The sequence below is a fragment of the Dolichospermum sp. UHCC 0406 genome (genome assembly GCF_009712025.1).
Classification (GTDB): Bacteria; Cyanobacteriota; Cyanobacteriia; order Cyanobacteriales; family Nostocaceae; genus Dolichospermum; species Dolichospermum lemmermannii.
The window spans coordinates 1-26288 of sequence record NZ_VILA01000033.1 but is presented as its reverse complement, the minus strand read 5'-3'; the positions used below and the strand labels follow the sequence as shown (position 1 = coordinate 26288).

Below are 26288 nucleotides of genomic sequence, written 5' to 3'. Positions count from 1 at the left end.
TGCTTTGAATACTAAACAGCTTCACCCTATGATTAAGAACATTCACGATGTAAAACTAATTCCCCACTAGGCAACTGATACACCCCTGTTGGCTCAACAATTGGGTCTCCTCTTTTCCAGCCACGAGTAGTATTAGAGATGGGACTACTGGGTATATTACGTACCTCACCCGTGGGGAAAGGAGAAACAGAAGCATCACCAGGACGGGTTGGTAAACCTCCAGATCCTGTAATGTTGAAAGTGCCTTGTTTCTTACTTTTACGGACTATACAGCTATTGGCAATTATATTTTCAGTGTTAATGAGATTGTCTGGTAATTTAGTAAGACTGTTCTGGATAAAGCTGACATCTGGTAGGGTAATCAACCCATTTACAGCACCACTAGCGTTGATATCTACGCGGTTGTTACCATCTAATGTTGCTGGGTCAATATCATTTGGTGAGAGACCATAACTAGAGCCAAAGAAAGCAGGAGTATTCAAGGTAATATTGCCTCCTTTACCATCACGCGCAAAGGCAAGGATGTCACTATCATCAAATGCAAGAATTGACCCAACGGTTAGACTTATATCACCACCTCCACCAACACCACTAAAAACATTGGTGGTCATATCACTATTCCCCCAAAAACGAATATCTCCAGCCGTGATATTAATTGCTCCACCAGATGATTGAAGGGCTGATGTTTTAATCTGACTATCTTTAGCTAATAACTCTCCCATAACATAAGTGTTAATATTGCCTGAATTACCTTGTCCCTGACTACGGGCAGATATTTGGGCATTTTGAGCTGTGAATTGAGATGTATTTATATTGATATTTCCGGCTGTACCAATTCCTGTAGTTTCAGTTAATAAGTTACTCTGCTGCAATAAGAAGGAATTACCAGCCATTATATCTATATTGCCTCCTGTTCCTTGAGCAGAATTAGAAGCCGAAACCGTTACTCCATCAGCGATGGTTAAATTTTGGGTAGCAAATTTGATATTTCCGGCATTACCTAAACCACTGCTTTCAACTTTAAGCGTACCTTGACCTAAAAGAGCGATCGCTTCAGGAGCGGTCAGAACAATACTACCGCCAGTTCCTTGAGCAGAAGTAGAAGCCGAAATTTCTGCACCTTGAGAAAAATTAATTTTTAAATTCTGTCCACCATTGGGCGATTGTAAATTAATTGTTCCTGCGGGGATAACTCCTTGGGTTTCGGCAATAATCGCTACTCTACCATCAAGATTCATTTCAGGAGTGTAAATGCTTATATTTCCCCCTTCCTGTGAGTTAGTAGCTGTAGAGGTAGCTGTAGCCGTAATTTCTGCACCTTGAGAAACGTTTAAATGCCCTGTAGAGAGAATAATATTACCGGGTTTACCAGAACTACTGGTTGCTACAGACAAGCGACTATTATCTCCAATAAGGTTAGTGTTGTTGGTGACATTTAAGCTAATAGTTCCTGCATTTCCTTCTCCTAGAGTAAAAGCAGATATCTCTCCGCCATTGATAACTATTAATTCTTTAGTATTAATCAATAAATCTCCAGCATTTCCTGTGGCTTTAGGACTAAAGACAGCGCCAAATTCTTGTTGAAAAATAGATGTTGTTGGGTAATTAACATCTGATACTGTTGCTGTTCTAGCAGTTACAGTAGCTCCTCCTTCAATAGTTAATTGAGGAGTATTAATCTCCACTTTACCTGCATTCCCAGTACCAAATGCTTGACTATAGAATCCACTCGAAAAATCATTACTAGAAGTACCACTTAATTCTATTAATTCAGAAGCGTTAATAATTAAGTTTCCCCCATGACCTGAATTAAAAGTAGAAGAGGAGACAATAGCACCGTTGCGAACAAACAAGCGTTTCGTATCAATAGTTATATTTCCTGCGTCTCCATCAATCAGTGAATTGTTACCAAAGCGATTATTGATGTCAGCAGTATCAGCCAATAAACCAATTGGAGGTAGATTTTCACCTTCAATACCAATTAGCTCAACTGACTCAGAAGCCTTGATAATTATATCTCCACCACGACCAGAACCTGTGGTTATTGTTCCTAAACCTGATGCACCATCACGAACAGTTAATCGCTCTGTGTTAATTGTTAGAGTTCCTGCATTTTCTGAACTTGCAGTAGAAGTGGACATTCCTGTAGGAACTAAAACATCTTGTCCATTCCCAAAAAAACCACCTGGTATAATTCCAAAACCACTCAAGTCTATAAAATTAGCTGTAACATTCAGATTACCCCCAGTTCCTCCTTTCTCTGAACCCGTTAAAATTAGAGTACCATTTTTCAAAGAAACCGAATTAGCTGTAATGGCTATATTGCCTCCTACACCTGATTGATAGGCATCACTACGAATAGTAAAAAGGCCATCTACAGAGAAATTACCATTGGTATTAAACGTAATGTTCCCGCCTCCCTTATCACCAGAAGAAGTGATTTGACCAACGGAAATATCACTATTCGCAGCTAGAGTAATATCACCTCCCCTATTGATGGAAAAAGACTTTAACTCTCCAGCTATGGTGTTGATTTTGCCACCACTATTAAGAGTAATATCTCCACCTCTTGATTCCAGTTCACCTGTGAAAATATTACCATTTGCTATCAAGGTAATTGCTGATCCATTGTTACCAGAGGCTGTACTAATCCGACTCTGACTAAGATTAATTGTCCCTCCACTCTCAACTCTAGTCTCTCCCCCTCTGATATTCATGCCACCAAGAATATCACCATCTGCTTTAAGGGTAATTTTCCCCCCATTGTTATTATCAAGTTGAGAATTTATTTGACTAGCAATTGCACTAATTTTGCCACCACTATTAAGAGTAACATCACCTCCTAATGTGTTAATTGAACCATTAAGAGTAATATCACTTTTTCCTGAGAAAATAACAGGACCACCTAGAGTTAAAATATTCCCTGTGGTAATACTTCCGGCCGATTGTTGCCCAGAAGTTGTAAAAGTAGGTGGTGGTGGTGTAATCGTTGGAAAGGTTTCTCCCGTAGGAGTAACAGCTTTGTGTACAGCAACTGCAACGTTATCTAATCCCCAACTTTCATCTTCAATACCTGTAAAACCACCTAGAATAGACAAAAAATGAAGCCCTAAAGAACTATCTGAATGAGGAAATGTAAAGTTTAATTTATAAACAGAATCTATTGAACGTTCTCCAAATGGTGAAAACTTATATCCAAGTGAATTATTCTCAATTGCTCCTGTACGGGGTAGATTATTTACATTGTTCGTACTCAATGGATTATAATTATCGGGATAAGACTGAGATTCGACAAGTGAGGTATAAGGAGGATCAAGATTAATAAATGTTGTAATTAATAATGGTATACCTCCATCTACACTTAATCCCCAAATATCAGGTCCATCACTTAGCTTATTTCCATCCCAACTTTTGAGAATGAATAAGTCAAAAAATACTGTTGCTAATTGATGGTCTGGTAAATTGTTAATACTTAAATCTACTAAGCTAGTACCACTAAATTGTCCTAAAAATTTGCGCTCACCAACAGGTGTTATATCTATTGATGTATTTGACCATTCTTCCCCAACATTGCCTTGAAAATCATTATTATAAACAGGTGTAGAAGAAATGATAATTGGAAAGGGAATTTGAACAGGAGATGAAGAGGCAGTAGATGGAGTAGGGGGATTTTCTAAATGCTCTACTCCAGCTCGTAGAATTAAAGAAGGACTACTCCTTAATATAGAAATATCTGAATCAGTATTTGGAGTTAAACTTGTATCTGCACCGCTAATAATTATATTACCTGTAGCAATGCTTCCCATTGATTCAATTTTTAAAGAAGTACCAATATAATCTCCAATAATTACATCTTCTTGGGAACTAATAATCGGATCATACAGACTAACAAAATTACCTGGTTTTCCTAATAAATTTAAAATCGAAAACCGTCCACCACTAGCAAAATGTGCATCTCCAGAGATTATGCCATCACTAACTAAACTAAGATTACCGCCACTTTGAAAAGGTGTGTGAGGATGATTTAGTGCCAATATATCTATACCCTGATTGCCTTGTATATGTAAATTTCCTCCCGCTTCTGCATTAAAGGGATTAGTTATACTATCTCTAACTCGCACTGTATCAAAGGCAAGTAGGTTTAAATCTCCACTTGTGTATAGTCTAGAGGAGTTCAATGTGAGATTGTTAGCAGCAACTAAGGTTGCTGTTTTTCCTTGGATAGATGGGAGTTCTTTTTCACCAGCAATTACAATATCTCCCATTTCTACTTTATAGCTGGAGTCTCTTAATCTGACTTCTCCAGTATCAGTAACAATCACCCCAAAATTATCTGTGCTACCTGTACTTTTGAGCAAATTAGATAAAGAATTACTATTCACTTCCCTGCTAGGAATAGTGGCAATAATTACATGACCTTCTGGTGCTAAAATTTGTCCTGTATTGACTAAAGTCCCCGCCACTAAACTTAAATTCTGTCCATTTCCTACCGCTAATTGACCTGCATTAATAATTCCTGCTGGTTGAGATGTCAGGTATTGTAATCCTAAAGGAACGCTTACTTTTAATAGAGGTGGAGATTCTGGATTTGTAGCACTAAAATTAAAGTCATTGAAAACCACACTATTTGCTGTGGTTGCTGTAAAAGAACCTGCAATGTCCAGGTGGGAATTTTTTCCAAATACAATGCCGTTGGGATTAAGTAAGTATAGATTAGCTGAACCATCTACCCCCAATATGCCAAAAATATTGGAAGCATTTCCTCCTGTTACCCGCGTTAAAATATTATTAATTCCTGTGGGGTTAGCAAAATAAACGCGCTGTAAATCCCCCACATTAAAATCTGAGAAACTGTGAAAGAGGTTAATATTTCGTGTTGCGCCTCCTTCAATTAACTCCCCCAAAGCTCCTTTAACTTGCACATTCTCTCTAACAACAGAACTTTCAGCCCCTAAAGTTCTATCTGGTTTAAGCTGTGCCAAAACTGGTTTACTACAGAAAGAACTAACTAGACATCCAATGAGAATCAATGAACCCTGAATGATTGGACTGGCTTGATTAAATCTTTTTAGCAATGGATATACCTCTCTATTCATCTAACTAAAGTAAGTAAGTAGGTGGGTGGACAAAAATCAAAATATATTTCACTTTGTGAAATGGCTAAAACTCAACCACAATAACACATCAAGATTAATTTACATATCGTTACACATTTTGGTTATTTCACGTCCACCTACTTAGCAATAGTATTGTTACATTTTTTCATCAGTTTTAGTCGCTTGCCATAATGTTTTTTATTTCTTAATTTCTTTGAATAGACTTAACAACCATTCGTGTTCCTCCAGAGGGTGTAAAAGCAACACCATGTCGTATTGGTTGAACCGGACGTTGAGTAGCCAGTTCCAAATGCACTCTCTTTAAGATTGTTGCCAGTACCAGTTTAATTTCAAATAACGCAAAAGCATACCCAATACAGCGACGATTTCCGCCGCCAAAAGGAAAATACTCATAGGGAGAAAATTGATGTTCCAAAAACCGTTCTGGTTTAAACTGCATAGGTTCAGGATAAATATCAGAACGATGATGAGTTAAATATATACAAGGTGCGAGTAACGTCCCTGGTTCAAAGTGATAGCCCATCACCTTGAGAGGAGTTTTTAAAGCGCGAACAAAGGTAAATAATCCTACAGGAGAAATACGTAGCGATTCAGAAACTACGGCACTGAGATAAGGCAATTTAGCGATAACACTTGGTTCTGTATCGAGACTGATATATTCTAGTTCCTCCATCAATTTTGAGTAAACTTCTGGTTGAGCATGAATCCAGTAAAACGCCCAAGCAATTGCAGAAGCAGTGGTTTCTCTGGCAAATATTAAAGTTATTAACTCATCGCGTATTTCACTTTCACTCATTGGATTACCTTCTTCATCATGTGCTGAAAACATCAAACTTAAGATGTCTTCTGAAGAGGAATTTAAATTAGTTTTTCTCTGACAAATTTCATCTGTTAAAAGTTGATTAAGAAGCTTTTTTTGATGCAAAAAATTTCCCCAAGGACTCCAATTGCCTAAATCATGTTGGGGAAATTGAAACCACAATAAAGTAAATTTCCAAGAAGAATTAGTAATTTTAAGTAATGAACTTAATACGCTCATGATTAAATCACATCGTTCCCCTCTCTCTAAACCAAATACAATACTCATGATGGCTTGCCGTGAGATTTCTTGTACAGATAAATACATAGAGAAACGTTGACCAATTATCCATTGATGAATCACTTGCTCAGTAATGTCACAAATAACTTTTCCATATTTTTGCATTCTCGCTCCATGAAAGGAAGGCATTAATAACTTTCGTTGTTGTTGATGTCTCATTCCATCTAACAACATAACAGAGTTATTACCTAAAAACGGTTGTGCAATCCAGTTATTTCTTCCCGTATCGAATAAATCATGTTCAGCTTTAAAGATTGTCTGAATTGCTTGTGGATCACTCAAAGATACTACAGGAGGAAACCCAAGTATACGCATTGTAAAAATGTCACCATAATCTTTAACTGCTTTTTCTAAATACTCCACAGGCTGAAAAATTGTCTGAAAAGTCTGAATAGATTTAGGAGTGTTAGGTCCATCTGGCAGGTTGTTAATGTATTTATTTGCAGTTTCAGTAAGTTCCACGATATAGATTACTCCTTGAATTAAACCGGACTGATTCATGACAATAGTTTATTGTCATGAATATGCATTGGCAGTTTTTCTCTATACCAAACAATAAGCCTTAATTAATACCTTGTATATGTATTTTTTTACAAATTTAACTTCAAATTTAAACATAACAACTTGCATTTTTATGCAAGTCGTCTTTTATACTAAAATAAATAGTAGAATAGTAACTACGTAATTATCTTAAAAGCTGAAATCTAGTGAGACAAGTATTCTAGTGAAAGATTTTTTCAAATCATTCAATATCTTAGCCACTTAGAGTATAGTCAAGTAAATTACTTAGTGAAAGGTATAGATTAAATGGCTATGCAGTCTCAACGTCGAAAATCCAAAATCCTTCGCTTTCTTGGGACGCTATTCCTTAGTACCCTAACAATAAGCCTATTCTTAGGTCATATTCCATTAGGAAACCTCGTCACGGCTCAAACACCTAATGCCAATGTCAGTCAATTAGTAGAGGAGGGCTTTAGATACTATCAGAGTGGAGATTATACTGCTGCTATTGAGAAGTGGCAACCAGCTTTAGAGTTTTACAAACAGAGTAATAACCAACCCAATCAAGCTATTGTGCAGGAAAACCTAGCGATCGCCTACCAGCAGCTTGGACAAGGGGAACAGGCTATTGGTTACTGGCAACAAGTAATTTCCTACTACCATCAGCAGGAAGACAGGCAAAGAGTTGGACAGTTGCTGACTGAACAAGCTCAAACCTACAACAGTATGGGACAACCTAAACAAGCGATCGCTCTTTTATGTAACGATAGTCTATTTGATGAAAAATTAGATAGTCATCCTGTTGATAAAAAATTAGATAGTCCATCTGATGAGAAATTAGATTGTAAGCCAGAAAGTGCTGTGAGCATTGCACGTACTTACAAAAATAAAAAATTAGAAGTAGCAGCTTTAGGGAGTTTAGGGTTGGCTTATCGCCTTCATGGTAAATACGAATTGGCAGATACTCGTAATAGTAAAGATAACGCAATTAAAGGTAAAAAAGGTAAATATGACGCAATTAAAGTTTTAGAAGAAGCAAAGAATATCAATGAAGAAATCAGTGACTCAGTTTATAAATCTTCTATTTTTAATAATTTAGGTAATGCCTATTTTGGACGTTCTCAGATGTACGAGACTTTCGCTATGTCTGCTAAACAACGAAATGCTACTGATAAATATGAAAAGTTTAATGACCAAGCTGACAACGATAGCAATCAAGCTATTAAGTATTTTGATGATAGCTTTAATCTTGCTCAAAATTACAATAGTAAAATGCAAGCACGTCTTAATTTAATTCGAGTTTTTGACCAAAAATTAAAAGGTGACAAAAATAATCAATCTATTGACCAAAAATCCGAAAATGAATTTAAAAAAAATAAATACTTGAAAGAAGCTATAAATTTAATTGGTAAACTTCCTGATTCTCGACAAAAAGTTTATGCAGTCATTGACTTAGCTATTTTTCAGCCATATATTTTATCTGATGATGAAACTTCATATAAAACTAAATGTCCACAACAACAAGTGGAATCAGAAGTTGATAAGTTACTTAATACAGCCATATCAATTGCAGAAAAAATTAAAGATAGTCGTTCTAAATCTTTTGCACTTGGGGAACTGGGTCATATTTATGCTTGCCGTAAGAATTATGTTAAAGCCTTAGAGAAAACCAACGAAGCGCGATTAGCTGCTGAACAAGACCTACTTGCCAAGGATAGTCTTTATCTGTGGGAGTGGCAAGCTGGACAGATTCTTAATAAATTAGGTAGAAAACCTGAAGCAATAGATGCCTATGACCGAGCTTATCAAATTCTTAAAGATATCCGTAAAGACATTTTAATTGCAGATAGGAATTTACAATTTGATTTTCGTGATTTTGTTCAACCTCTGTATCGTCAATTAGCCAAATTAAAACTAGAAGATAATGATGATCCAAAAAATTCTACAGCCTTTGCTCTTCAGATTATTGATGATTTAAGAATAGCAGAATTAGAAAATTATTTTGGCAAGGATTGTGAGTTAATAAAATTCAAAGAAAAAGAAATTGATGAATTAGTTCAAGAAGACACAGCTATATTTAGTTCTATTTCCTTGAAAGAAAGTACAGCCATTATAGTCAATTTACCAAATCCAGAACATAGATTTAACTCTAATGCTGATAAGAGAATCAATAAACTTCACTGGATTAAAGACAATAAAAAATTTACAAAAAAAATCGAAAAATTACGCGAGACTCTTGAAGATAGAACTAGCCATGAGTATAAACCTTTTGAAACTCCATCTAGTGAATTATATCAAGAAATTTTTGGAGATTTTATTTCAGATTTAGATAATAATAAGATCCAAACTCTCGTTTTTAATTTTGATGGTTTATTACGCAGTATCCCTATGGGCGCACTTCTTTATGATAAAAAAAATAGTCTATTTTTAATTCAAAAGTATGCAATTGCTGTTACTCCTAGTCTCAGCTTAACCGTTCCTGAAAAATTAAATTCTAAAAAAGATTTGAGAGTCCTGGCATTGGGATTAAGTGAGAAAGCTGAATTAGATAGTGGAGAAAAATTCCAGAGTCTAGACGAATCGGTTAAAGATGAAATAAAAGAAGTTACAGATAAATTTCCCAACAGCAAGCTGCTTTTAAATAAGGATTTTAGACCTGAAAGCCTGTCAAGCGAACTTAACAAAAGTTTTTACCCAATTATTCATATTGCAACTCATGGGCAGTTTGGTATTCTTTCAGAAGATACCTTTTTAGTAACAGGCAAAAAAAATACAGAAAAAACTAATGGTAAAATCACCATTACTCAGCTAGAAAAAGATGTTCGGAAATTCACCACTGATACTCAAAAATTCGAGTTGCTTGTTCTCTCGGCTTGTCAAACTGCGGTAGGAGATGACCGTACTACGCTAGGTTTAGGAGGAATTGCACTGCAATCTGGTGCTAGAAGCGCCCTAGCTTCTCTTTGGTATATTCCGGGAAACTCTTTCACAACAAAATTAGTAACAGCATTCTATGAGAATTGGAAGGACAAGGGAATGAGCAAAGCCAAGGCATTGCAAGAGGCACAGAAAGCTCTAATTAAACCAGAATGCATTGACGATGGATGTCACCCTGCTTACTGGTCTCCTTTCATTCTCATTGGTAACTGGCTTTAGAATAATTATTTCCTGTGGTAAGCATTTGAACAGAATTAATTACATATTATTTATTTGCCAATCCTTTGCCAATCAAGGATTTTAAACCAAATTTTTCTGTAATTAATTTCGTCTCATTACTTAATGGATCTTATCATTGTTGGCTGACTGCAATTTGCTTTAAGTCACTAATCCTTTCCTCAATCAATTTACGCTTCTCAGATTTAAATTCTTCTGGTTTTTCTGGTTTTTCTTGTTCATGTTCAACCAAAATGTTTAATACATTTTCTATGTCTTCTGGCTGTTCTTCCTCTTTAATCAACTTTTGTAATATATCCGCACCTAATTTTCCCAACTTAGATTTTTCAGTCAGCTTTAAAGCTTCGCTTAATGCATCTTGCAAAAAACCTGCATCAGCATATATAGCTGCTCTTTTAGCTGGATTATTTCCTGCATTATCAAGAGCTTTCTGCAAACTAACAGGAATATTTTCAACTTCAAAATATGCTGTATCTTCCAAATCTGCTGATCTAGAATTAGGATCACACATCATTACTACCTGGAAAAGATATTTTCCACCTACCTCAAGTTCTGGTACTTTATCTGAAAATGGAGATAGTGTCATAATTCCCTGTGTACTGGATAGCAGAATATCATCACCGAATTGTTTCTTTTGCTTATTAGGAAGTTGTTTATAAATCCTAATTTTAGTTTTAACAGGTTTAGAATCGGGGACAAACCAAGCAAAAGTTGGACGTGTAGAGACTATAGGCTCAAAATAATTCCGAGACCCCAAAACTCTTAGGGATATTTCTCCATCTTCCCCACATCCTCTGACAGCAGCCCCTTTAGAACCAGTGTCTTTAGTAGGTTGGCGTTCGGATTGTTTGGCCTGTTGATTTGTCTTTGAAGGAGTGTTTTTAATAGGTTGGGGCTGAGGTTGTGGGGTTGACCAGGCCAACTCCAGAGAGGTCATACTTAATACTAAAGTCAGAATAAAGATTGTTAGTTTTTTGTTACTAACTTTGTTTAATAGACATATAATTTTAGTCATCATCTTCAATTACTCTTAGTTTATTTGTTGCTAAAGTTGTCAAACAAAATTCAAGAAATATTTATAAGCATCATCTGATTAGAAATATGATTTTAATAATTTCCTTAAAGTAATTATTTACATTTTTTATCATAGCTTTTGTAGTGATAACTATACTTTGATGAAAATTCCTGTTTTTATCTCGTAGTTCCCACGTCAACTCGCAAAGAGTTCCTTGGGGAGGAATAAACTTACGTTCAAACTTACCTCCTAGTTTCTTTTCTAGTTGTGAAAATAGCTTAGTTCCATCATTCTTCTTACAAGATGAATTAATACCTTGTCCATTATCTTGAATGCTAAGAATGTACTTACCGTTCTCTTGTTTGCCAATAGCAGAAATACGAGTTGCACCATGGGCGTGTTTTCCAACATTACACAAAGCTTCCTCAAGAAAGAGACACAGATTTTGCTTTTCTTCAAGACTTATGTATTCAGGATCAATAGGATCAAAGTCACGGGTTTTTATTTTTATACTTTGAAAACAATCGAAGTTTCGTTTAAGAGTTGCAGTGAAAACTCTAAGGAAAAGATCGTGAATGGGAAAAGTTAAATCTATTTTTTCACCATTACCTAACCTAAGACTTTTTAGATTAGATTCTTTTTCCAAATAATCTGAAATTTCCCTAAGATCAAAGTTTATTTTTGAAATTATATCTTTGAGTTCATTTGCAGGTATTTCTATATTTTCGTTAAACTTTCTCAATATTTTAGCTATATCTTGCAGTGGTCCATTATGAATGATATAAAAAGTATCTTTAATGGCTTTTTCACGTTCATTAATTTTGGTTGCTAAATTACGATTATTATTAGCGTAAACAAGATAAACTGCATAATTTAGACCTAAAACTAACCAAACTGGAATGACGGGTATCCACCAACCTCCATTCCAAAGCAACAAATAACCAAGAACAGAAACTGTTATACCAGCAATACTAATACTAAATATACTCTTTAAAGGAGATTGATAAAAATGAATTAGCAGAATAATTGCCAACAACCCCCAACTCGATATCCATAAATATTCAAATAACCTAGACCAAGAATTAAAGAGTGGTCGTCCATCAATAACTGCACTAATAATTTGGCTAACAGCATGGGCATGAAATTCTACTCCATAAATTTGTCCAGCAAACCTCGGTTTAACAATAGCTTCAGTATTAACAAAATCTTTTCGACCATCAGCATTCATACCAATAATAACTATGCGATCACGTATCATTTCCGGCTCTATTTTACCATTGTTAATATCTGTTAGGGAAACTGTATCAAAATGTTCTAGACCTGGACTTCTATGAAAATTGACCATTACTTGAAACCCATAATTGTCAGGTACCAGAGAATATCCCCCAAACTCATCTAAAATTCGACGTAGTTTAGTTGAACCCAATTGTATTCCAGGTTCATTTTCATTAGAAGTAATATTTTTAGATTTTAAATACAATTTAGCAAGCTCAAAAGAGAAAGAATAAACCATATCATCAGAATCAGGCCTTTTCATTCTTATTGGGATACGCCTTACTTTGCCATCAGGATCAGGAAAATAATCTGAAAAACCAAAATTTTCAGGCGTTACCTCTGGTAAAGAAACTGAAGGGGTTAATACTTTTTCAATAACAATTAAATTTTTCATTTGTTTAAATACAGACATCAATTTATCATGTCCAGGTTCAACTGGTACGTCCCTATAAATGTCCAAACCAATAACTTGAGGATGGTATGTCTGCAATTTAATTAATAAATTGGCAATCTCTTGATCGGTCATGGTATCCTTCCCGACATTCTTTATGTCCTGATCATCAATCCCAACTATAACAATTCTTTCATCTTTCTTATCTGTAGGAAGCATTCGTATAAAATTGTCAAATGCCTTGAGTTCAATAATTTGAAATGTTCCAATTAAGCGAAAAAAGCAAACTACTACTATAACGAAAATTCCTAGTGGTGAATTTTCTATAATAGACTTTAAAAAATGTAGGAGAAATACGTTTTTATTCTGCTGCATATAATTACTAGTCAATAAATCCTTCTTCCTTGGCTCTTTTATAAGTTTGGATTTTAATCTCCTTATCATCTTCAGGATAAACACTCAGAATATCTCTTATTTTATTCCAATAATATTTAATAGTACGGAGAGATTTATATTGTCTTTTAGCTATTGCTGTATCTTTTAAATCTTCAATAAAAGCTAATTGTATAACTTCAAACCATTCAGGTTTAAGTTCCAATTCTGAAATACCTACGTCTCTCGTGTGTGTTGCTCCTGCTAATGCCAAATTAACTTTTTTTGAGAAATCACTTAAAGATGTTTTATTCGCTACTGTAAAACCTCCCTGATACTTTTCAAATTCATGTCTAACCTGTACCAATGCCTTGCCATGAGAAGTTAGTACAACAATATGAAGTTCTGGATCGTAATCTTTTTGCATTACAGTACGCAGAATTTGAATACCTGTTTCTAATTTTGCACTAACTCCAGGGCGTTCTGGAATGGCAAGATCCAAAACTAATAGATTTGGTTGGAAGCTGTTGATCTGATTTAGAACATCTTGTGCAGTTTGAGCAGTTATTATTTCCGCATTCGGGTGTTGCTTCCTTATCTCCTCAACTGTTCCAGCTAGAATATGTTCATGGTCATCAACTACAAGAACTTTCAGTTTTAAATCCTCTGATAAATTTTGGCTCACTGTCAATACCTCACTTGGAAATATGTAATTGTTGTATTATATACAAAATGTCCTCCCGTTGAAAAGGTAAGAAATATATCTCAAACCCTTTTTACACGGATGCTGATTTATCTTGACAAATTCGGTAATCGTACAGAATCAGTGACTCTCACCAATATAAAACTAAAGAGTATAGGAATGGAATGACCTTCGTTGCAAAGTTAATTGCATAATTGTGCAAAAGGAAAATGGGGGGAGTAAAACCAAGGAAAAGTGTTCGCGGTTTATTTACGAGAATAATCAAGATTGAGAGGCTGACTTTTTCTCTGTGAGGCTATCGTACAAGTCCACCCAGTTTTGTCGAAGACAATCAAGGCATGATTGCAAGTAATCAATTTCGCTTCTTCCAGCTACTTGCAGTGCAAGAGTTTTTACCTATTTTATCTCTTTTCCTTGCCCCTGACTTTCCCAGTTAAGTCGTGAAATGACCAAATAATAAGGGTTTTGGAGTACAAACTAATTCTCAATAACCGATTTGTTCGTTTTGAATGTTTATACAAAGATACTCCTGAATCTGCACAATTTTTATGTTTGACGTTTCAATAAAGAATTTAGCAATGATGATGAAGCTCGAAAACTTGTTTTTTGTAAGCGACTAATAACATCAGGTAAATCAATTAAATTTTGAGATGCTGCTTGCTCTAAAACTCCCAGCAAACCAGTCACTTTTAAACCGCGATTGCTGGCAATTTTTCTTCCTAGTCCATCATCAATAATAATTAAATTGGCATTTTCTTTTTTCGCTAAAAGAATAGCTGCTGTTTCTCCTGGATCTAAAACTTCTAAATCTGGACTCCCAGAAATATCAATATTTTTAATAATTAACCAACGAGGAGGATCATTAATCCAATTCTGAACTAAATTTGGTGATTTTTTATGCGACAATTCTTCCTGAACTATCTGCGGAATTAGCACTTGATGATAAAGTTGAGCAAGTATGTCAATTTCACCAATTAACACTAGATAACAAATTGGAGAAGTATCAGATATAACTAACATTTTTCTACAAAATACCTGATTCTTGTAATTGTTGATGTGTTTGGTGATCTTGCTCTAAATCCATTTCATTATAAGCTAGATAAATGCCTTGAGATTGCAAAAAAGTATCTACCTCTAAACGGGTTTTCATACCTAATAATTCTCTTAATTTACCTACACTAATTAAACCTTGACGATAAGCCTCAACTGCAATCATTTCCATGATTCTAGTATCTAAATCACCCCATTGTTCTGTCAGATAATGAGCTATAGCATCGGGTAAAACAATAGAAATTTGCATATTTTTTCTTTGTCAGAAAATTTCCACCGCTTATATTTTAGCATATTTTTTAACTGCCCTGGTGGTGAACTGCTTCTCTTGGTGTCCATCTGTGCCTGCCGCAAATATCTGTCGGTTACACAAGCATATTTTCAATTAGTCCGCAACAAAATTTCATTTAGTCTGCGACATTTTCACTTTGTCCGCGAACCGACACGGAGTTTGAGAAATTCTTAAAGGAAACTTCAGACTATAATTGATATCACCACCGATATCGCCATGAATAACAAGACCCCACCCAGTGAAATGATTCGCGTGCCAACTGTACTCATTCCTATAGTACGGCAACTAGCCAAAATCCACCGCGACGGTCACACAACGGCGTTATTGCAAGGGTTACAGGAATTGATAGCACAGTTCGATAGCAGTGTAAAACTAGAAGTAACTAACGAATTACAGCAGGTGGAGGAGAAACTGGGAGAACTGGAAACGCACCTTTGCCAACAAGATCAACAGGTGGCCACTAAATTGGAAGTCCTTGGTAAACAGTTAGAGAAAATTGAAAAAGCAATCGCTTCTGGCAAATACGGTGGTGGTAATTCTAGACCCCGGCGGTCGGGGTATCCCTACCAGTATCAACAACAAGCAGTAGAAATCAAAGAATTTGCTCCTGAGAACTTAGCGCAACGGTTGGGGGTAACACAGCAAAGTTTGATTACAGAACGCGAAAGCAAAAGTGAGCAAGAATTTATTAGTTGGTCCAGGAATCGAGATCCCAGTAGTTTAGGGTGGAAATTTCAGATTAGTGATGGGCTGTATTATCCAGTGAGGCAGCGTTAATCAACCCCATCACCCATCCCCTCCAATATCACTTTTCCCTCAAACACAGATAATTAACCTTATCTGTGTTTGGGGGATTTATTAGGCCAAAACCGCTGCCGATATCAGGGATGTGAGGATTTCCTAGTTTCAATGCTTAAATAAAAGAATAAACCCCACCGCAAGGCAGGGTTTTGTACGCATTTTTTTTGTTATATCTTTATGTTAACTCGATATCAGCAAGAGGTGGCAACCTCGAAGATGGCTGATGTTGCCAATACTGCCCAACTCGTGGCTCTGTGGTTGGCAACTAAACGCAGTAAGGAGTCGCACCGGGCTTATGAGACGGATGTGCGCTATTTTATTGGTTTTCTGTTACAGTCATCACTGGAGTCGGTAAGGCTAAATGATCTTGATCTGCGAACTGTAACTATTAATGATGTCCAGGCGTTTGCCGATTTTTTGGAGACTCATCCGGCGGCGAAAACAGGTAAGCCTTTGTCTCCTGCTAGTCGGGCGAGGAGAATTGCTGCTATCAAAAGTCTGCTAAGTTATGGGTGCAAAATTAAGTATCTCCAGTTTAATGCGGCGGCGGATACTTTGTTACCGAAACCAAAAGATACCTTAGCAGAACGCATACTGTCGGAAACGGAGGTGATGACGATGGTGGCGTTAACGAGTAATGTGCGTGATAAGTGTTTGATTCAGTTTCTCTATTATACTGGGGCAAGAGTGGGGGAGGTGGGGCTGTTGCGTTGGGCTGATATCCGCCCCAATCGGGATGACCAGGGACAGGTGAGTTTGTTTGGCAAGGGGGATAAGTCGCGGACGGTTTTAATTCCCAAGAAGTTATATTCGGCTTTGTTGGCTTTGCGTGCTGCTGATGACACGGGCAAGTCTGCGGTGTTTAAAAGTCGGAAGGGTGGTGAACCGTTGCAGCCCCGGCATATCTGGGAAATTGTGGGGGAGGCAGGGCAGAAGGCGGGGATTCAGGGGAAGGTAAGTCCACACTGGTTAAGGCATTCCCATGCATCTCATAGTTTAGATAGGGGTGCGCCGGTGCAGTTGGTACAGCAAACTTTGGGGCATACTTCGTTGCAGACAACTAGCAGATATGCACACGCTAAACCGAGCGATAGTAGTGGTCTTTACTTGCCGGGGTAAGTCTTTGCAACTTTTATTTAAAATATCCCCCAGGAAAATTCTGCACCGTGTCCTTAATAACGCTTTTCTTCAGTCTGATTACTGGTATTGAGCCGAGATGTTTGTGATTTCGGAAATTAAGTCTGAAAACTATTAATATAGTTATGTTTGATAGTAATGTTACGTATCTGCACGTAATATTACTATAGGGAAAGAACAATCAAGTGTTTACCCCTATTTCCTGGTTCTGTATGTATAGACGCGATAGTAATTAAATACCTATGAAAACACTTAAAGAACTTTGTATACCACGCTCAAGCATCTTTGATCGCTCTACACGAGATACTGTATCACGCCTGATGGACTTGATTGAAGACAAAATCAATGCAGATGATTTTTTTGCTGAAAACTATTTGACTGATGGGATGAAACGGCTTCTCAGAGAAGCTTTTCGTCGGTTTGATAGCAGTTCTACTCAGGGGGTCTTTGTCCTGACTCAAGCAATGGGCGGTGGTAAAACTCACAATATGATCTCTTTGGGATTATTAGCAAAAAATCCAGAATTGCGATCGCAGGTTATGGGCAACCTTTATGAAGCTCATAAATTAGGACCAGTTCGGGTAGTTGCCTTTAACGGACGGGAAAGTGATGAACCTTTGGGAATTTGGGGGGCGATCGCCCAACAGTTAGGTAAAAAAGAACAGTTTCATCAATATTATTCTCCTCTAGCTGCACCAGGAGAAACTGCTTGGGTTAATCTCCTTAAAGGAGATCCTTTACTCATTCTATTGGATGAATTACCACCATATTTGGATAATGCTAAATCTAAACAAATTGGTAATTCAGACTTAGCACAGGTAACATCAACAGCATTAGCTAACCTTTTAAGTGCTGTTGCTAGAGAAGATTTAGCCAATGTCTGTGTAGTAATTTCTGATTTAAAAGCTACCTATGAAGGTGGTTCTGAACAAATTAATAAAACACTAGAAAATCTCAAAGGTGAAGTAGGCCGGGCAGCAATGACATTAGAACCTGTTGCCCTGAATACTGATGAACTTTACCATATTCTCCGCAAACGGTTATTTGAGAAATTACCAGATGAGAGTGAAATTTTAGAAGTTGCCCGCGCTTACGCCAAAGCAGTTAACGATGCCAAACAAATGGATATTACTAATGCTTCTCCAGAGAAATTTACTACCCAACTCAAAGAATCTTATCCTTTTCACTTTGCTATCCGCGACCTTTATGCCCGGTTTCGAGAAAATCCTGGTTTCCAGCAAACTCGCGGTTTAATTCGACTGATGCGAGTAGTAACTCTTGTAATTTATGAACCTTATGTCAGCGGTAGCTTAAATCCAGAGCTACAAAAACTCTATGATGATTTAGATTATAAAAATCGGATTCTGTTTCTTTCTGGACTGCGTGGCACTCTGGAAACTTTACTAGAAACAGCAGCAGAATTAAAAGCTATTACCTCTATTCTTGATGAAATGAAGGGGCAAAAAGTACCAGATAATGATCCGCAAAGAATGGCAGCTAAGGATATGGAGGATAATATAAAACTACGTCTTCTTAGTGCTACCCGTGAAGTATTTACTACACTTTATTATCCCACTAAAGATAGTTTGATGTCTGCTGATTTTCAAATGAATTTCACTGACAACAATTACAATGGTGAAATCCAGATTCGGAACACTCTGAAAGAAAAGCAAAAATTTACTGAAGATATATCTAGTGATTCCTTTCGGAAAAAGTGCGAACAAAGACTATTTACTGCCAAATCAATCATTTGGTCTGAAGTCAAAAAACGGGCTGCAACTAACACAGCTTGGCCATGGCATAGAGTAGATGCTCTTGATCTTCTCAAGGATGATTTAATCCATAAAGACCAATGGCGTGAAGATGGCGGTTATGTAGAAAAACCTCCTTTCCCCAAACCCCAAACTGATATCCGTATTAAAGAAAAGCAGCGCAACAATGATACAGGGGAAGTTACCTTAGAACTAACAGCAGTGCATGGGGATATCATTCATTATGATATTGGCTCACCTGTCACGACTACTTCGCAAACTGTCTCTGACCCCAAAAATTTCTGTACTAATGAACTAGAAATTAATTTTCTGTGTGTTGACTCCAAAGGTGAACATGAAACCGGAGATGCTCTAACTTGGACTAACCGCATTACTATTAAATCTCGCAGCTTCCAAAGCGGCAATGATAAAATGGTGGAACTAAAAGCTGCCCCAGATGCCCCAATCCGTTACACTACAGATGGTTCTGACCCCAAACTTGGCGGCGGTATCTACAATGATCCATTTATTGTTCCTGAAGGTACTGTTTGTATTTTGGCAGTTGCAGAAAAACAGGGTATTAGCTCCCAAAATCATCGCCTGGATATCCAATGGGATAAAATAGATGATTTTCAGGTTGATCCAGCTAAACCAGCTATTTGGCAACGGGAACATCACCCGACTACGACTAAAGACGCTTACGAGTTGATAGGACTGTTGAAAAAATATCAAGTTGGGGTGTCAGGTCCCCGTATTACCGTTACTGGAAGCCATTGGGTAGAAATATCAGTGGAAAGCAATCTAGTTTTTGATGTAGATAAATTAGAATCTGCTGTGAATTATTTACGCTCTCTACTGACTGATGGTGAAGTTGAAATTCAAGCCCAGTCGTTGAGTTTTTCCACCGGACAGCAGCTTTTAGACTGGGTAGCAGAAGTAAAAACTCAAATATATCCCCATGAGGTACAACAACAATAGTGGCAATTAAACTTAAATCTGAAGGTTTTGGCTTTGTTCCCACTGAATCGGAACATCATTTTTTAGTGACTATTCCTCCTAAAAAACAAGAAAATATTCTCATTTCAGAACATTTGACTTGGAATGAAAGCGAAGCCCAACAAGAGTTAAGTTTTGCCTTGGGAAATGAAGATAATAAAATACGGGTAATTTTACCCCGTGTAAAGTGGGAAGGAATTGCTGATACTGTCAAAGCTGAATTTAACCAACGTCTCAAGCAAGATGGGCTAAAAACTGGGCAATGGAAGACAGGCAGAATTCCCCTTTCTCGCTTGTTTGGTAAGGAATTAGTGTTATTGGCTTGGGCAATTGAAGATGCTGAACCAGCTTTAATTCCCATTGCCATTAAAAATTGGTTAGGACTGACCGCTGAGGAGCGTTGGTGGTTGTTTACGATGACTAATGCTGCTACAGGTCACGCCATTTCTGGACGGAATAAAGGTTGGCGTAAGGCTGTGCGTTATGCTTTGACGGAAAACCCTGTTTCTGATTATCGTCCCCAAAAAATAGAATTACCACTATTTGATCTACGATAGAATCCCGTCCCTTTTACCCTATTTGGGGTAAAACCTTAATTTTCATAGGCTGTAACTTTCAAAATTCGTCGCTTTATCCAATAGTGATAGAAGAGAGTTATACTTTTAAATTCTATAACTAATTAAAATAATGCCATCTTTTATTGAAACTCAATTTCCCGTCTCAAAAGTATCCAAAGAAAGCTATAAGGAACGTAAAGCCAACTATTCACAAACTCTAACAGGGTTAGGTAAATGGTGGGGACGAAAACCTTTGATTTTAGTCAGGGCTATTATTTTAGGATTATTGTTACCAACATCAGATAATCCTAAAAAAGACCGGGAAATTTTTCTCCAAATTCTCACAATGGATGAGGATGGACTTTGGCAACGTAAAACTAAGTCTATCTCTATGAAAGATATTTATAGTCGGTTGCAACCAAGTGAAAGAATAAAATGGTTTGCTGATGATTCTACTGAGGAAAAGCCTAAATATAAAAAAGGAATTACTCAATTACAAAAGCAAGAATTACAACAGATTATATTTAACACTTTCTCCTATGATGAAAAATTAGAATATTGCGATCGCCCGGAACAAATATCTGGACCATCTGCCGAAGCATGGCAAGAAATTAATGCCCATCTGCAAACGACGGCTGAGAATTTAACCCAATTAATTCAACAGTTAGGAGAACGTCAATTTGGGCATACTCCCCGCGTTGGTGATGCTTTTTGTGGGGGTGGAAGCATACCTTTTGAAGCAGCTAGAATTGGTTGTGAGGTTTATGCTTCAGACTTAAATCCTGTAGCGGCATTGCTTACCTGGGCGGCTTTAAATATTGTTGGTGGTGGTGAAGAAGTTGCTAAACAAGTGCGGGAAGCACAACAACAAGTTTATGATGCGGTAGATGAACAAATAACCGCTTGGGAAATTGAACATAATGAGCAAGGTTGGAGAGCCGATGCTTATCTTTATTGCAATGAAACTAAATGTCCTGAATGTGGTTGGTCAGTTCCTTTAGCACCTAGTTGGGTAATAGGAGAAAAAACACTCACTGTTGCCATACTTCAGCCAGATGATGAAAATCAACGCTTTGAAATTATTATCAAATCTGGTGTTTCTGCGAGTGAAATGAAAGCTGCAAAAGAAGCAGGAACAGTACAAAAATCAAGTCTGATTTGTCCCCATTGTCACCAATCTACACCCATGATTATGATTAGGGGTGATAGGCGTTCTAATGGTGGCACAGAATATGGTTTAAGGTTATGGGAAAATGATGATCTTGTTCCTCGTCCTGATGATGTATTTCAAGAACGTCTCTATTGTATTCGTTGGGAAAGAAGTTACGTTAATGAAAATGCAGTAATTTTAATGTATCTCTGCATTCCTGATGTTTTTGATTATAATTTTATTCATAAAGTCGTTTTGGATTTATTCATTAATTCGCATCAATTAGATAAAATAGCAACGAATCGTATATATCTTGCTCCCAATAAATATGATTTAAATAGAGAATTAAAGATACTAGAATTATTAACAGAACGCTTCCACGATTGGCAAGAAAAGGGTTACATTCCCAATCGTAAAATTGAACCAGGTGACAAAACTGACGAACCTATTCGCACGCGAGGGTGGACGCACTGGCATCATTTATTTAATCCGAGACAGTTGTTAACATTAGGTTTGTTTTGGGATTTTATTGATAAATATTATGTAGAATATAATAATTCTTACTTTAAAATTTTGTCTATTCTAGGAGCTGGAAGATGCTGCGATTATAATGCAAAATTATCAAGGTGGCATTCTAACGGTGCTAATGAGAAAAGTGAGCAAGTATTTAGTAATCAAGCATTAAATACCTTGTTTAATTATGGATTGAGAACTGTACTTAGTTTGGAAACTGCATTTGAAATACAGATACCTAATATTAAAACTGAAGTTAAACATATTACACAAACAAGTGATGCTAGATTTATTAATAATAATTGTGATTTATGGATTACAGATCCACCTTATGCAGATGCAGTGAATTATCACGAATTAACTGAATTTTTCTTAGCCTGGTACGAAAAACATATAACTAAATCATTTCCTAATTGGTATACCGACAGCAAGCGAGCATTAGCTATTGTAGGACGAGATGAAAACTTCCGTAAAAGCATGGCAGAATGCTACCGTAACCTATCAAATAATATGCCAGATAATGGCATTCAAGTTGTTATGTTTACCCATCAAGATGCAGGAGTTTGGGCAGATTTAGCCCTGATACTTTGGGCATCTGGTTTAAGAGTAACAGCCGCTTGGTGTATTGGTACTGAAACAGATTCAGCCTTAAAAGAAGGTAACTATGTACAGGGAACAGTCATCTTAATTTTAAGAAAACAAACCTCAGAAGATACCGCATTTTTAGATGAACTTTATCCCGAAGTCGAAACAGAAGTTAAAGCCCAGCTAGATTCAATGTTGGCATTAGAAGATAACGAAGATCCTAACTTTAGTGATACAGATTATCAACTAGCTGCTTACGCTGCGGCATTACGAGTTATGACTCAATACAAAACTATCGAAGATTTTGATATTGCTTACGAACTTTCTAAACCCCGGAAAAAAGGCGAAACTTCAGAAATAGAAAAACTGATTGCTAATGCTGTGAAAATTGCTTGTGATTATCTTGTACCCACAGGTTTTGATTCCTTTATCTGGAAAAGTTTTACTCCTGAAGAAAGATTTTATCTCAAAGGATTAGACATAGAAACTCACGGCGAATATCGTTCTGGGGCATATCAAGAATTAGCCAGAGGTTTTGGTATCAAAGAATATAAATCAATGCTAGATAGCGGTAAAGCCAACGAAACTCGCTTGAAAACCGCCAGTGAATTTGCAGCTAAACAACTGGGTGATATTGGCTTTGGTGCATCCCTAGTTAGAAACACCTTATTTGCTATTCGGGAAATAGTACGCATAGGAGAAGCACAACAAGGTAAAACTTGGTTAAAAACCGAAATTAAAGATTATTGGACTCAACGTAAAAATATTATCGAAATCCTGAAATTTTTATCAGCAATGGGACAAAGAACATCCCATTGGAAAACCGATGCTGATGCTGCTAAGTTGTTAGAAGGGGCAGTCGAAAACGATAGTATTTAATTTTCTATAAACTTAATTTTACAGCTTTTTTAAGTTGACATAAAAAATGGCGATTCAGAGGTTTTCTTCCCGGCGAACAAAATTAGATCAATCTTTCCTGAATCAAAGATTACAGGGAGCGAAATCTTATGACCGCATAGCTGGATACTTCAGTTCTTCTATGTTGGAAGTAGCAGGAGAAGCCATAGAAAGCATGACAGGACTAATTCGCATTATCTGTAATTCCGACTTAGATGTACGTGATGTAGAAACTGCTAAAGCCGCTAACTTCGCTATCCGTCGTGAGTGGTGTGCATCCCAACCAGAAAAATTCGATTACCATAGTAAACCCCGCTTTGCCCGTCTTTACGAGTTTCTGCGTTCTGGTAAAATGCAAGTTAAAGTTCTTCCCTTAGAAAAATTTGGTTTAGTACATGGTAAAGCCGGAGTAATTACTCTTGTCAATGGCAACCAAACCTCATTTATTGGCAGCACTAACGAAACCTATCGCGCTTGGAAACTGAATTATGAACTACTTTGGGAAGATGATTCCCCAGAAGCTATCCAATGGGTACAAGAAGAATTTGATAGCCTTTGGCATAGTCCCTTTGCTTGCAATCTCTGTGATTTTGTTGTTGAAGATATTGGCCGTCTCGTTAAGCGCAAAGTAATTCCCAGCGTTGATATTTGGCGAAAACAACCTGAAGCCGCCGCCGCAATTATTGAAACACCTGTTTACCGTCAAGAATACGGCCTTTGGGAACATCAAAAATACTTTGTAAATTTAACTTTTAACGCCCACCGTACTGCTCACGGTGCAAGATTTGTCTTAGCAGATATGGTGGGATTGGGTAAAACCATGCAGTTGGCCATGTCAGCAATGTTAATGGCGCTCTATGGAGACAAACCTGTACTAATTTTAGTCCCCAAACCCCTATTATGGCAGTGGCAGGAAGAAATGAAAAACCTGTTAGATATGCCCTCAGCAATTTGGGATGGCAAGCGTTGGATAGATGAAAATGGCATTGAGTATCCCATAGTCGGTGCTGCTGGTATTAAAAAATGTCCTCGTCAAATCGGACTTGTTTCCCAAGGGTTAATTACCAGTAAATCTGAATCTGTAGCATATCTTAAACAACTAACTTATGAGTGCGTGATAGTAGATGAGGCACACCGCGCCCGCCGTAAAAATCTTGGACAAGATAAAGAACAGGGAAAACCAGAACCTAATAATTTAATGGCTTTTCTGTGTCAAATTTCTGCCCAAACCAAAAGCCTATTATTAGCAACTGCTACCCCAGTTCAACTTTATCCTGTGGAAGCATGGGATTTACTCAATATACTTGCCCCTACAGACAATGAATCAGTCTTGGGGAATCCGTGGAGTCATTGGCGCAATGCCCAAGAAGCGATATCTGTTGTCACAGGTGAAAATAAATTACCTGAAGATGAACAAGATTTATGGAGTTGGATTCGTAATCCCTTACCACCATCTTCCGAAAACCGAGATTTTGAAATGATTCGTCGTTCTTTAAAATTACCTGATAGCAAAGCAGTAGCTCCCGGAGATGGGTGGTCACAACTGAGAAAACCGGATCAACGACGAGTAAAAGATTTAGCCAGGATTTTCGCTCAACAGCATAATCCTTTTATCCGTCACATTGTCAGAAGAACAAGGGAATTTTTAGAAAGCACTATTGATCCAGAAACAGGTGAACCTTATTTACAGCCAGTGAAAGTAGAATTATTTGGTGAAAGCGACAAGGATGCTATTAGATTACCCCCTTATTTAAAAGAGGCTTATGAATTTGCAGAGGAATTTTGTCAGCTACTTAGTTTAAGAATGAAAGGGGCTGGATTTCTGAAAACATTATTACTGAGGCGTGTTGGTAGTACCATCCATGCAGGTATGAATACTGCCAGAAATATGCTTCAAGATTGGGATGATGTTGAAAATGAAGATGAAGATGATGAAATTACCGAAGTCGAAAAACTAAAGTCTTTGACATCTAATGAAAGAGAATTACTTCAAGCATTTGTTAATGCTTTAGAAGCTAATCAAGAAAGAGATCCTAAATATCAAGTTATTGTCAAAATACTTTTACAGGAAGGTTGGTTAGAACAAGGTTGTATTATATTCTCTCAATATTTTGATTCAATATATTGGTTGGCTAGTCAACTTTCTCAGGAAATTCTGCCAAAACAACCTATTGGGATTTATGCAGGTGGGCAAAAATCAGGAATCTTTTTAGGTGGTGTATTTAGCAAACAAAATCGAGAAGAGTTAAAACAAATGGTGCGTCGCGGAGAGATGCAATTATTATTAGGAACTGATGCTGCTAGTGAAGGTTTAAATCTCCAACGGTTGGGAACTTTAATTAATCTTGACTTACCCTGGAATCCTACAAGATTAGAACAGCGCAAGGGCAGGATTCAGCGTATTGGACAACTAAGAGATACAGTTTATGTATATAATATGCGTTACAAAGGGTCTGTAGAGGATAGGGTTCACGAATTACTTTCTAGTCGGTTGTCAGCAATTCATCAGATGTTTGGGCAAATTCCTGATGTTTTGGAAGACATCTGGATAGAAATTGCTATGGGAGAAATTGAAAAAGTAAAACAAACTATTGATGCTATCCCTAAACAACATCCTTTTGAAATTAAGTATCATAAACTGGAAAAAATTCCCTGGGAGTCTTGTACTGAAGTTTTAGACGGTAGTGATAGGAGAAAGCAACTTTTACAAGGTTGGTAAGCATCTAATTCATGGAGCTTGGTATGAGGATTTAAAACCCTAACATATCAAACAGCGACAGTTGACCCTCAGAAACATTACCCTTACCACCTCGATGATAGCTAAGATGACATTTTGGACATAAAGCTACTAAATTTTCGGGTCTATTGTCTGATGGATCACGATTCCAGTGATGAACTTGTAGATCGTATGC

General features: G+C 37.0%; 15 protein-coding genes. 7 read left to right on the top strand and 8 right to left on the bottom strand.

Going from position 1 to position 26288, the window contains the following annotated elements:
• Positions 1 to 32: 32 nt before the first annotated feature.
• Positions 33 to 5096, bottom strand: coding sequence for a filamentous hemagglutinin N-terminal domain-containing protein (locus FJR09_RS23760; protein ID WP_217361139.1), 5064 nt, complete (start codon positions 5094 to 5096; stop codon positions 33 to 35).
• A gap of 205 nt (positions 5097 to 5301) precedes the next feature.
• Positions 5302 to 6717 (bottom strand): cytochrome P450, encoded by a 1416-nt coding sequence (locus tag FJR09_RS23755; protein ID WP_168652567.1) that lies wholly within the window; start codon positions 6715 to 6717, stop codon positions 5302 to 5304.
• A gap of 306 nt (positions 6718 to 7023) precedes the next feature.
• On the opposite strand from FJR09_RS23755, the gene FJR09_RS23750 reads away from it, so the two are divergent.
• Positions 7024 to 9873 carry a CHAT domain-containing protein gene (locus FJR09_RS23750; protein ID WP_168652566.1) on the top strand — a complete coding sequence of 950 codons (2850 nt, stop codon included), beginning with the start codon at positions 7024 to 7026 and terminating at the stop codon, positions 9871 to 9873.
• Between the two features lie 133 nt (positions 9874 to 10006).
• Here FJR09_RS23750 and FJR09_RS23745 read toward each other — a convergent pair whose 3' ends face one another.
• From FJR09_RS23745 to FJR09_RS23725, 5 genes are all read right to left on the bottom strand, one after another.
• Complete coding sequence (locus FJR09_RS23745) at positions 10007 to 10909, bottom strand: DUF928 domain-containing protein (protein WP_168652565.1); 903 nt, start codon at positions 10907 to 10909, stop codon at positions 10007 to 10009.
• 67 nt (positions 10910 to 10976) lie between these two features.
• Positions 10977 to 12947: a CHASE2 domain-containing protein gene (locus FJR09_RS23740; RefSeq protein ID WP_168652564.1), complete on the bottom strand. Its 1971-nt coding sequence runs from the start codon at positions 12945 to 12947 to the stop codon at positions 10977 to 10979.
• 7 nt (positions 12948 to 12954) lie between these two features.
• Positions 12955 to 13629: a response regulator gene (locus FJR09_RS23735; protein ID WP_168652563.1), complete on the bottom strand. Its 675-nt coding sequence runs from the start codon at positions 13627 to 13629 to the stop codon at positions 12955 to 12957.
• Between the two features lie 564 nt (positions 13630 to 14193).
• Positions 14194 to 14667: a DUF3368 domain-containing protein gene (locus tag FJR09_RS23730; RefSeq protein WP_053541444.1), complete on the bottom strand. Its 474-nt coding sequence runs from the start codon at positions 14665 to 14667 to the stop codon at positions 14194 to 14196.
• Between the two features lie 4 nt (positions 14668 to 14671).
• Positions 14672 to 14947 (bottom strand): UPF0175 family protein, encoded by a 276-nt coding sequence (locus FJR09_RS23725; protein WP_053541445.1) that lies wholly within the window; start codon positions 14945 to 14947, stop codon positions 14672 to 14674.
• 258 nt (positions 14948 to 15205) lie between these two features.
• Here FJR09_RS23725 and FJR09_RS23720 point away from each other — a divergent pair, with 258 nt between their 5' ends.
• The 6 genes from FJR09_RS23720 to FJR09_RS23695 all read left to right on the top strand — a co-directional run bounded on the left by FJR09_RS23720 (position 15206) and on the right by FJR09_RS23695 (position 26095).
• Entirely contained in the window at positions 15206 to 15766 is a 561-nt protein-coding gene (locus tag FJR09_RS23720; protein ID WP_168652562.1) for a hypothetical protein, read from the top strand.
• 240 nt (positions 15767 to 16006) lie between these two features.
• The gene (locus tag FJR09_RS23715) at positions 16007 to 16909 is read left to right on the top strand and encodes a tyrosine-type recombinase/integrase (RefSeq protein WP_168654211.1); all 903 of its coding nucleotides are present in this window, start codon (positions 16007 to 16009) and stop codon (positions 16907 to 16909) included.
• 260 nt (positions 16910 to 17169) lie between these two features.
• The gene (locus tag FJR09_RS23710) at positions 17170 to 19656 is read left to right on the top strand and encodes a DUF499 domain-containing protein (protein ID WP_168652560.1); all 2487 of its coding nucleotides are present in this window, start codon (positions 17170 to 17172) and stop codon (positions 19654 to 19656) included.
• Positions 19656 to 20231, top strand: coding sequence for a DUF3780 domain-containing protein (locus FJR09_RS23705; RefSeq protein WP_168652559.1), 576 nt, complete (start codon positions 19656 to 19658; stop codon positions 20229 to 20231). The genes FJR09_RS23710 and FJR09_RS23705 overlap by 1 nt, the downstream gene beginning before the upstream one ends.
• A gap of 130 nt (positions 20232 to 20361) precedes the next feature.
• The gene (locus FJR09_RS23700) at positions 20362 to 23358 is read left to right on the top strand and encodes an anti-phage-associated DUF1156 domain-containing protein (RefSeq protein WP_168652558.1); all 2997 of its coding nucleotides are present in this window, start codon (positions 20362 to 20364) and stop codon (positions 23356 to 23358) included.
• A 46-nt stretch (positions 23359 to 23404) separates the two neighbouring features.
• A complete protein-coding gene (locus FJR09_RS23695) occupies positions 23405 to 26095 on the top strand; it encodes a phospholipase D-like domain-containing anti-phage protein (protein WP_168652557.1) in 2691 nt (896 codons plus the stop codon).
• A gap of 31 nt (positions 26096 to 26126) precedes the next feature.
• Here the strand turns inward: FJR09_RS23695 and FJR09_RS23690 are convergent.
• Positions 26127 to 26288 (bottom strand): HNH endonuclease signature motif containing protein (locus FJR09_RS23690; RefSeq protein WP_168654210.1); only part of this gene is annotated, 162 nt, incomplete at its 5' end.

Bases quoted from the DNA above. Each gene is read 5' to 3' on its own strand.
- FJR09_RS23695 (WP_168652557.1), top strand. From the start codon at position 23,405: ATGGCGATTCAGAGGTTTTCTTCCCGGCGAACAAAATTAGATCAATCT.
- FJR09_RS23725 (WP_053541445.1), bottom strand. From the start codon at position 14,947: ATGCAAATTTCTATTGTTTTACCCGATGCTATAGCTCATTATCTGACA.
- FJR09_RS23715 (WP_168654211.1), top strand. From the start codon at position 16,007: ATGGCTGATGTTGCCAATACTGCCCAACTCGTGGCTCTGTGGTTGGCA.
- FJR09_RS23710 (WP_168652560.1), top strand. From the start codon at position 17,170: ATGAAAACACTTAAAGAACTTTGTATACCACGCTCAAGCATCTTTGAT.
- FJR09_RS23755 (WP_168652567.1), bottom strand. From the start codon at position 6,717: ATGAATCAGTCCGGTTTAATTCAAGGAGTAATCTATATCGTGGAACTT.
- FJR09_RS23745 (WP_168652565.1), bottom strand. From the start codon at position 10,909: ATGATGACTAAAATTATATGTCTATTAAACAAAGTTAGTAACAAAAAA.
- FJR09_RS23720 (WP_168652562.1), top strand. From the start codon at position 15,206: ATGAATAACAAGACCCCACCCAGTGAAATGATTCGCGTGCCAACTGTA.
- FJR09_RS23750 (WP_168652566.1), top strand. From the start codon at position 7,024: ATGGCTATGCAGTCTCAACGTCGAAAATCCAAAATCCTTCGCTTTCTT.
- FJR09_RS23760 (WP_217361139.1), bottom strand. From the start codon at position 5,096: ATGAATAGAGAGGTATATCCATTGCTAAAAAGATTTAATCAAGCCAGT.
- FJR09_RS23700 (WP_168652558.1), top strand. From the start codon at position 20,362: ATGCCATCTTTTATTGAAACTCAATTTCCCGTCTCAAAAGTATCCAAA.
- FJR09_RS23740 (WP_168652564.1), bottom strand. From the start codon at position 12,947: ATGCAGCAGAATAAAAACGTATTTCTCCTACATTTTTTAAAGTCTATT.
- FJR09_RS23730 (WP_053541444.1), bottom strand. From the start codon at position 14,667: ATGTTAGTTATATCTGATACTTCTCCAATTTGTTATCTAGTGTTAATT.